Genomic DNA, 6,404 nt, shown 5'->3' with positions numbered 1-6,404 from the left:
CGGTGGTCGGCTCGTCCGCGATCAGGAGCTTCGGCTCCAGAACCAACGCCATCGCGATCATGATGCGCTGGCGCTGGCCGCCCGAGAGGCGATGCGGGTAAGAGGAGAAGATGCGCTCCACATCCGGCAGCCGCACATGCTCCATCATCGCCAGGATTTTCTGACGCCGCGCGCGGGAGTCGAGATCGGTGTGGGCGCGCAGCACCTCGTCGATCTGGCGGCCGACCGGCACGACGGGATTGAGCGCGGTCATCGGCTCCTGGAAGATCATCGCCATCCGCGTGGCGCGGAGTTGCCGCAGCCGCCGGTCGCTGGCGGTGAGCAGTTCCTCGCCGACCAGTTTGACGTTGCCGCCAGACGGCACCAGCGTGCCCTTCTGCTGCAGGCCCATCACGGTGAGCGATGTCACCGACTTGCCCGAGCCGCTTTCGCCGACCAGGCAGAGCGTCTCGCCTTCACGGACCTGCAGCGAGAGGTCGTCGATGATGCGATGTGCATCCGCCTTGCGGCCGAGGCCGACGACGAGATTGCTGATGTCGAGGACGACGTTGGTCATAGGACTGATTCCACCGGCAATACGAGGAGCGACCGTGATGTTTTTCGTCTTGCGTCATTCCGGGGCGATGCGGAGCATCGAACCCGGAATCTCGAGATTCCGGGTCTGGTGCTCACGCACCATCCCGGAATGACGGCTTCAATTGGCATTGAAGCCGTCACTTGCCCTCACGCTGCTTCATGCGGGGATCGAGCGCGTCGCGCGCGGCGTCGCCGATCAGGTTGACGCTGAGAATGGCGATCGAGAGCAGCAGCCCCGGCCAGAAGATCAGCGACGGCTTGACCTGGAAGTAGGCGCGGCCCTCGGCCATGATGTTGCCCCAGGTCGGCGTTTCCGGCGAGATGCCGGCGCCGAGGAACGACAGGATCGCCTCGGTCAGGATCGCGGACGCGCAGACATAGGTGCCTTGCACGATCAGCGGCGCGATGGTGTTCGGCATCAAATGCCGCCACATGATCTTCGGCAGGCTGGTGCCGAGCGAGATCGCGGCCTCGACATAAGGCTCCTCGCGTGCGGTCAGCACCACCGAGCGCACCAGCCGCGCCACGCGCGGGATCTCGGGGATGGTGATCGCGACCATCACGGTCCAGATGCTGGCACCCGACAGCGACACCACGGCGATCGCGAGCAGGATGGCGGGGATCGCCATCAAGCCGTCCATCACGCGCATCAGCACCGCATCGACCCAGCGGAAGAAGCCGGCGACGAGACCGATCAGAAGGCCGATGGCGATCGAGCAGACGGCGGCGCCGAGCCCAATCACCAGCGAGATCCGTGCGCCGTAGACGATGCGCGACAACAGGTCGCGGCCATAGGCGTCGGTGCCGAGCAGATATTGCGCGCTCGACGGCTTCAGCCGCTGCGACGGCGTCAGCAGCAGAGGATCATGCGGCGCAAGCAGCGGCGCGAAGATCGCCATCAGGATGATGAGGGCGAGGCAGATCGTCGCAACCGCGATGATCGGCGTCGACGTCAGGAAGCCGAACTTGACGCGGAACGGCCGGGTGACGGGAAGCGAGGATTCGGGAAGGGTTTCGATCGCCATTGCTCAGTACCGGATACGAGGATCGAGCAGGGTGTAGGCGAGGTCGATCAACAGATTGACCGCGACGTAGATACCCGACGTCAACAGGATCATGGCCTGGATCACCGGATAATCGCGCGCCAGCACCGCATCGACGGTGAGGCGGCCGATGCCGGGCAGGTTGAACACGCTTTCGGTGACGACGACGCCCGAGATCAGGAGCGCGAAGCCGGAACCGATCACCGTGATGACCGGCACGGCCGCGTTGCGCAGCGCATGGCGCAACAGCACGCCGGTCTCGCCGATGCCCTTGGCTCGCGCGGTGCGCACGTAATCCTCGCCGAGCACATCGAGCATCGAGGCTCGCGTCATGCGTGCGATCAGCGCGACATAGATGAAGGAGAGCGTGCAGGTCGGCAGGATGAGGCGCTGGAAGAACGGACCGAAGCCGGCCGAGATGCTCTTGAAGCCCTGTACCGGAACCCAGCGCAGATCGATCGCAAAGATCTGGATCAGCACATAGCCGATCACGAACACCGGCACCGAGAAGCCGAGCACCGAGAGCCCCATCACGAAGCGGTCGATCCAGGTGCCGTGCTTCCAGGCCGCGATCACGCCGAGCGGCACCGCCACCAGGATCGAGAGGATGATGGTGGCCAGCGCGACCGAGATCGAGGGCTCGAGGCGCGGGACGATCATTTCGAGGATCGGCTTATTCGAGATCAGGGAGACGCCGAGGTCGCCGTGCAGCAGCTTGGCGATCCAGGTGTAGAACTGGATGTAGATCGGCTCGTTCAGACCAAGCGAGGTCCTGATACGTTCGAGCTGTTCGGGAGTCGCGTTGTCGCCGGCGAGGATGGCGGCCGGGTCGCCCGGCGTCAGCCGCAGCAACAGGAACACGAACAGAGCCACCACGCCCATCACGGGAATGGCGGCGAGGATGCGGCGAAGCAGATATCCGAGCAAATTTGATCCGTTGGGTTGTGGTCGATGAAGTCCCCAGCGGGACCGTTGCACACCAGACCGTAGCACAGATGGTAGCAGACTCACGGTAGAACTTGAGCAAGTCCCATGCCATCGGTGCTGCGGTTTTTGCGGTGCAGCTAATCAGTCCTGTTGGCCGCGATTATTCCTCCGGTGAAGTTCGAAGCAGTCCACTGGAAGGTGGATTGATTTCAGCTTTGCGCGCGTTGGAATCCACGTCGAGCCCGGCACCGATCGACGGCGCCATCGGCGGCGTGTCGAGGTCGCGCCAATCGTCGATCGCCTGGGCCACCATCTGCGCCGTCGCGGCCGACAGTGTCCAGCCGAGATGACCGTGGCCCGTATTGTAGAACACGCCCGGAATCCGTCCGGCGCGAACCACCGGCATCATGTTCGGCATCATCGGGCGCAAGCCCGCCCATGGCACGACTTTCGACGTATCGATCTCTGGGAAATGATGCCGCACCCAGTCCACCAGCGGTTGAATGCGATCGGCGCGAATGTCGCGGTTGAAGCCGTTGAACTCGGCGGTGCCGGCGACGCGGAAGCGGTCGGCGCCGAGCCGGCTGGTGACGATCTTCGCAGCTTCATCGAGCAGGCTGACGGTGGGCGCGGCATTCCGGCTTTGCGGCGCATCGAGCTGCACCGTGATCGAATAGCCCTTCACCGGATAGACATTGACGCGATCGTTGAGCAGGCCGGCGAAGTGGCGGCTCGCCACGCCGGCGCAAATCACGATCCCGTCCGCCTGCAACTGCCGTCGCGTCGCGACCGCAGCATCATGTGAAGCAGCTTCGTTCCAGCCGATGCGGAAGCCGTCATCGCCGCGCGCGATCGTGTCGACGTCGGCTTCATGGACAAAGCTCGCGCCACGGCGGATGCAGGCGTCGGCGAGGCCGCGGGTGAATTTGTGGATATCGCCGGTCGCGTCCGACGGCGTGAAGAAACCACCATAGCAGGCCGTCTGCAACGCGGGTTCGATGACGCGGATCTCGTCCGGGGTCACCGGCCGGCGGTCGAGCCCGCCCTGCTGCAGCAGCGTGTTGACCTTGAGGCCGGCTTCGAAGCCGGCCCTGTCGTGATAGACGTGCAGGATGCCGCGGCGCTCGAGATCGAAGGCGATGTTCTCGCGCTCTGCGATCGAGAACAGATGCTTGCGCGCTTCGATGGCGAGCTTTGTGGTCTCGATGGTGTTGCCGCGATAGCGCGTGATGTGACCTACGAACTCGCCGATCCAGGAATATTTGTGCCAGCTCGGCTTCGGGTTCATCAGCAGCGGCGCGTCGCTTCTCAGCATCCAGCGCAGCCCCTTCAGGATGGTCGCAGCACTGTTCCAGACTTCGGCGTTGCTGGCGGAAAGCTGTCCGCCATTGGCGAACGAGGTTTCCATCGCGGCGTAGCGATGCCTGTCGAGGACAGTCACCTTGTAGCCGCGTTCAAGCAGGGCATAGGCCGTCGTTACGCCGGTGATGCCGGCGCCGATGATCGCGATGTGTGGCATGATGGTTTTCAGGCTCCCGTGGGTTAGAGTCGCCGAACCGCCGGTGAAACCGGCATCGGCGCCCCATCTGTCACGGTACCTGAGAGCTTGATCCGCATCGGGCCGGGGCCGGAAGCGAACTATCCCCTTCGGTGGACGTCATGGCCCTTGATGTGCGGCCATGTTCGTCTCTCTCCAGATCGTCCTGACGATACAGTCCTTTTGCCTGAGAGTTTCCGGGGCGGTTGCTCCGTCGGCGCCGAAGGCAACAACACGAATGTTGTCGCTTCGATCTCTCCCGCATCGTCGCGTTGGACGGCCGGACCGTAGGCGAAGCCTTAAAAATGGACAAGGCTAAATTTCGATCCGGCAGTGCCAACGTGTTGTGCAGTGCAATCGATGTCAGTCCAGCGTCGCCAGCAGCGCCGCCATCAGGCGGCCGCGTTCGGCAAGGCTGTCGACCTCGATATGCTCGTTGAGCGTATGTGCATCGGCGCCGCGTACACCGAGGCCGTCGAGCGTGGGGATGCCCATCGCGCCGGTGAAGTTGCCGTCCGAGCCGCCGCCGGCGCTGCCGTGCGGCAGATCGAGACCCATCGCTGCCGCAAGGCCTTTTGCCTTTTCATACAGCGCCATGGTGCCCGCATCGGGCTCCCATACCGGGCGAGTGACGCCGCGCGTCACCTTGAAGCTCACGTCGTTGGCGGTGCCCGACAATGCCAGCATGCGCTCGACGCCGCGGTCGAGATCGGCCTGGCGCTTGGCCATGCTGAGCGCTTCGCCGGTGCAGGTCGTCGCGACGCAATTGACCCACTGGCCGCCATGCACGATGCCGACCGAGAACGTGCAGTCCTCGGTGGTCATGCCGTCGATGGCGATGATCTGCCGCGCCATCTCCCGGATCGCGGAGCGGCCGGAAGACAGCGTCGCGCCGGCATGGCTGGGCTTGCCGGTGGCTTCCAGATTGAAGCGCGCGATCGCATAGCGGCCGGTGACGACGCCGTTGTTCGGACGGCCGGGCTCCGGCACCAGCACGTATTTGTTGCGCGCGGCTTCCGCCTCGATGATGTCGCGCGTCGACGGCGTGCCGACTTCTTCGTCGGGGGTGAACAGCACGGTGATCGGCAGCGGAGTCGTGAAGGAGGCGCGCGCCAACTGCCTGATCGCCTCGATCGACAGGTAGTTGCCGCCCTTCATGTCGAAGATGCCCGGCCCGAAGCACTTGTTGCCTTCGCGCCGCCACTTCAGCTTCTCGATGGTGCCAACGGGGTGAACGGTGTCCAGATGGCCGGCGATCAGGATGCCGGGCTGGCCTTGTTTCGGATGGGGAAAACGGGCGCGGACGCAGCCCGCGAAGCCCTGGCGTCCGGCGATGCGCTCGATCGTCGCACCCATGATCGCCATCTCGCGGGCGGCGAGATCGAGCATGCGTTCGACCGCGGCGGCGTCCCAGGTCGGGCTTTCGCATTCCACCCAGCTGCGCAGGCCCTGCAGCATCGCTTCGGAATCAAACGGGAGATTGGCGGGGTTCATCGTTGTTCTCTCTTGTTGTTCTGACGGCGCCGGCATCGCGCGCGCGTTACGAAAATCTCAGCCGACGATTTTGTAAAGCCAAAATCTGGCGCGCGGCCTCATTCGTTTGTGTACGTCCGATGCGACCTGAAACCGATTGACGCGCTTGGCGCTTGGTGCAAGTCTCGATTTCACAAGCCATACAGCATGTTAGTTCGCCTAAATAACGAACCGCGTGCATAACGAATAAGCCGGCTTTGACCAGTTACACGTCAGGAGAGATTGCATGTTCCCTATCTCGCGTTGGAAACACCGCACGCTAGCGGCCGCGTTGACGGCGCTCGCGCTGTCGTTCGCGCCGCAGGAATTGTCATTCGCACCGCAGGCGATGGCCGCGGGCAAGACCATCACCGCGGTGATGCACTCGGATCTGCGCGTCATCGATCCGATCATGACCACGGCCTACATCACGCGCGATCATGGCTACATGATCTATGACACGCTGCTGGCGACGGATTCCAATTTCAAGATCCAGCCGCAGATGGCGGACTGGAAGGTTTCCGACGACAAGCTGACCTACACGTTCACGCTGCGCGACGGCCTGAAGTGGCACGACGGCGCGCCGGTCACCGCGGAAGACTGCGTCGCCTCGCTGCAGCGTTGGGGCAAAGTCGACGGCATGGGCCAGAAGCTGATGGACTTCGTCGCGAGCCTGGAGGCGACCGACGCCAAGACCATCACGCTGAAGCTGAAGGAACCCTACGGCCTCGTGCTGGAATCGATCGGCAAGCCGTCGTCGCGCGTGCCGTTCATGATGCCGAAGCGTCTTGCCGAGACGCCGCCGGACA

6 protein-coding genes and 2 riboswitches are annotated in these 6,404 nt (G+C 63.9%); of the genes, 1 reads left to right on the top strand and 5 read right to left on the bottom strand.

Annotated elements, in window-relative coordinates; genetic code table 11:
* The 5 genes from AKL29_RS45450 to AKL29_RS24135 form a co-directional block, all read right to left on the bottom strand.
* Positions 1-556 (bottom strand): ATP-binding cassette domain-containing protein (locus tag AKL29_RS45450; protein WP_430648890.1); only part of this gene is annotated, 556 nt, incomplete at its 3' end.
* 157 nt (positions 557-713) lie between these two features.
* The gene (locus AKL29_RS24150) at positions 714-1,601 is read right to left on the bottom strand and encodes an ABC transporter permease (RefSeq protein WP_028336104.1); all 888 of its coding nucleotides are present in this window, start codon (positions 1,599-1,601) and stop codon (positions 714-716) included.
* 3 nt (positions 1,602-1,604) lie between these two features.
* A complete protein-coding gene (locus AKL29_RS24145) occupies positions 1,605-2,546 on the bottom strand; it encodes an ABC transporter permease (RefSeq protein ID WP_028336105.1) in 942 nt (313 codons plus the stop codon).
* Positions 2,547-2,706: 160 nt separating this feature from the next.
* Positions 2,707-4,065, bottom strand: a complete 1,359-nt coding sequence (locus AKL29_RS24140; protein WP_050385887.1) for a D-amino acid dehydrogenase — start codon at positions 4,063-4,065, stop codon at positions 2,707-2,709.
* A gap of 65 nt (positions 4,066-4,130) precedes the next feature.
* A riboswitch (glycine riboswitch) is annotated at positions 4,131-4,245 on the bottom strand.
* A gap of 3 nt (positions 4,246-4,248) precedes the next feature.
* Positions 4,249-4,355, bottom strand: a riboswitch (glycine riboswitch).
* Positions 4,356-4,446: 91 nt separating this feature from the next.
* Positions 4,447-5,577, bottom strand: a complete 1,131-nt coding sequence (locus tag AKL29_RS24135; RefSeq protein WP_028336107.1) for a M20/M25/M40 family metallo-hydrolase — start codon at positions 5,575-5,577, stop codon at positions 4,447-4,449.
* Between the two features lie 265 nt (positions 5,578-5,842).
* On the opposite strand from AKL29_RS24135, the gene AKL29_RS45445 reads away from it, so the two are divergent.
* The coding region (locus AKL29_RS45445; protein ID WP_244482350.1) for an ABC transporter substrate-binding protein at positions 5,843-6,404 on the top strand (562 nt) is incomplete at its 3' end.

This window comes from Bradyrhizobium pachyrhizi (assembly GCF_001189245.1).
GTDB lineage: Bacteria > Pseudomonadota > Alphaproteobacteria > Rhizobiales > Xanthobacteraceae > Bradyrhizobium > Bradyrhizobium pachyrhizi.
The sequence above is the reverse complement of the archived record's forward strand: the minus strand, read 5'-3'. Positions and strand labels throughout refer to the sequence as shown.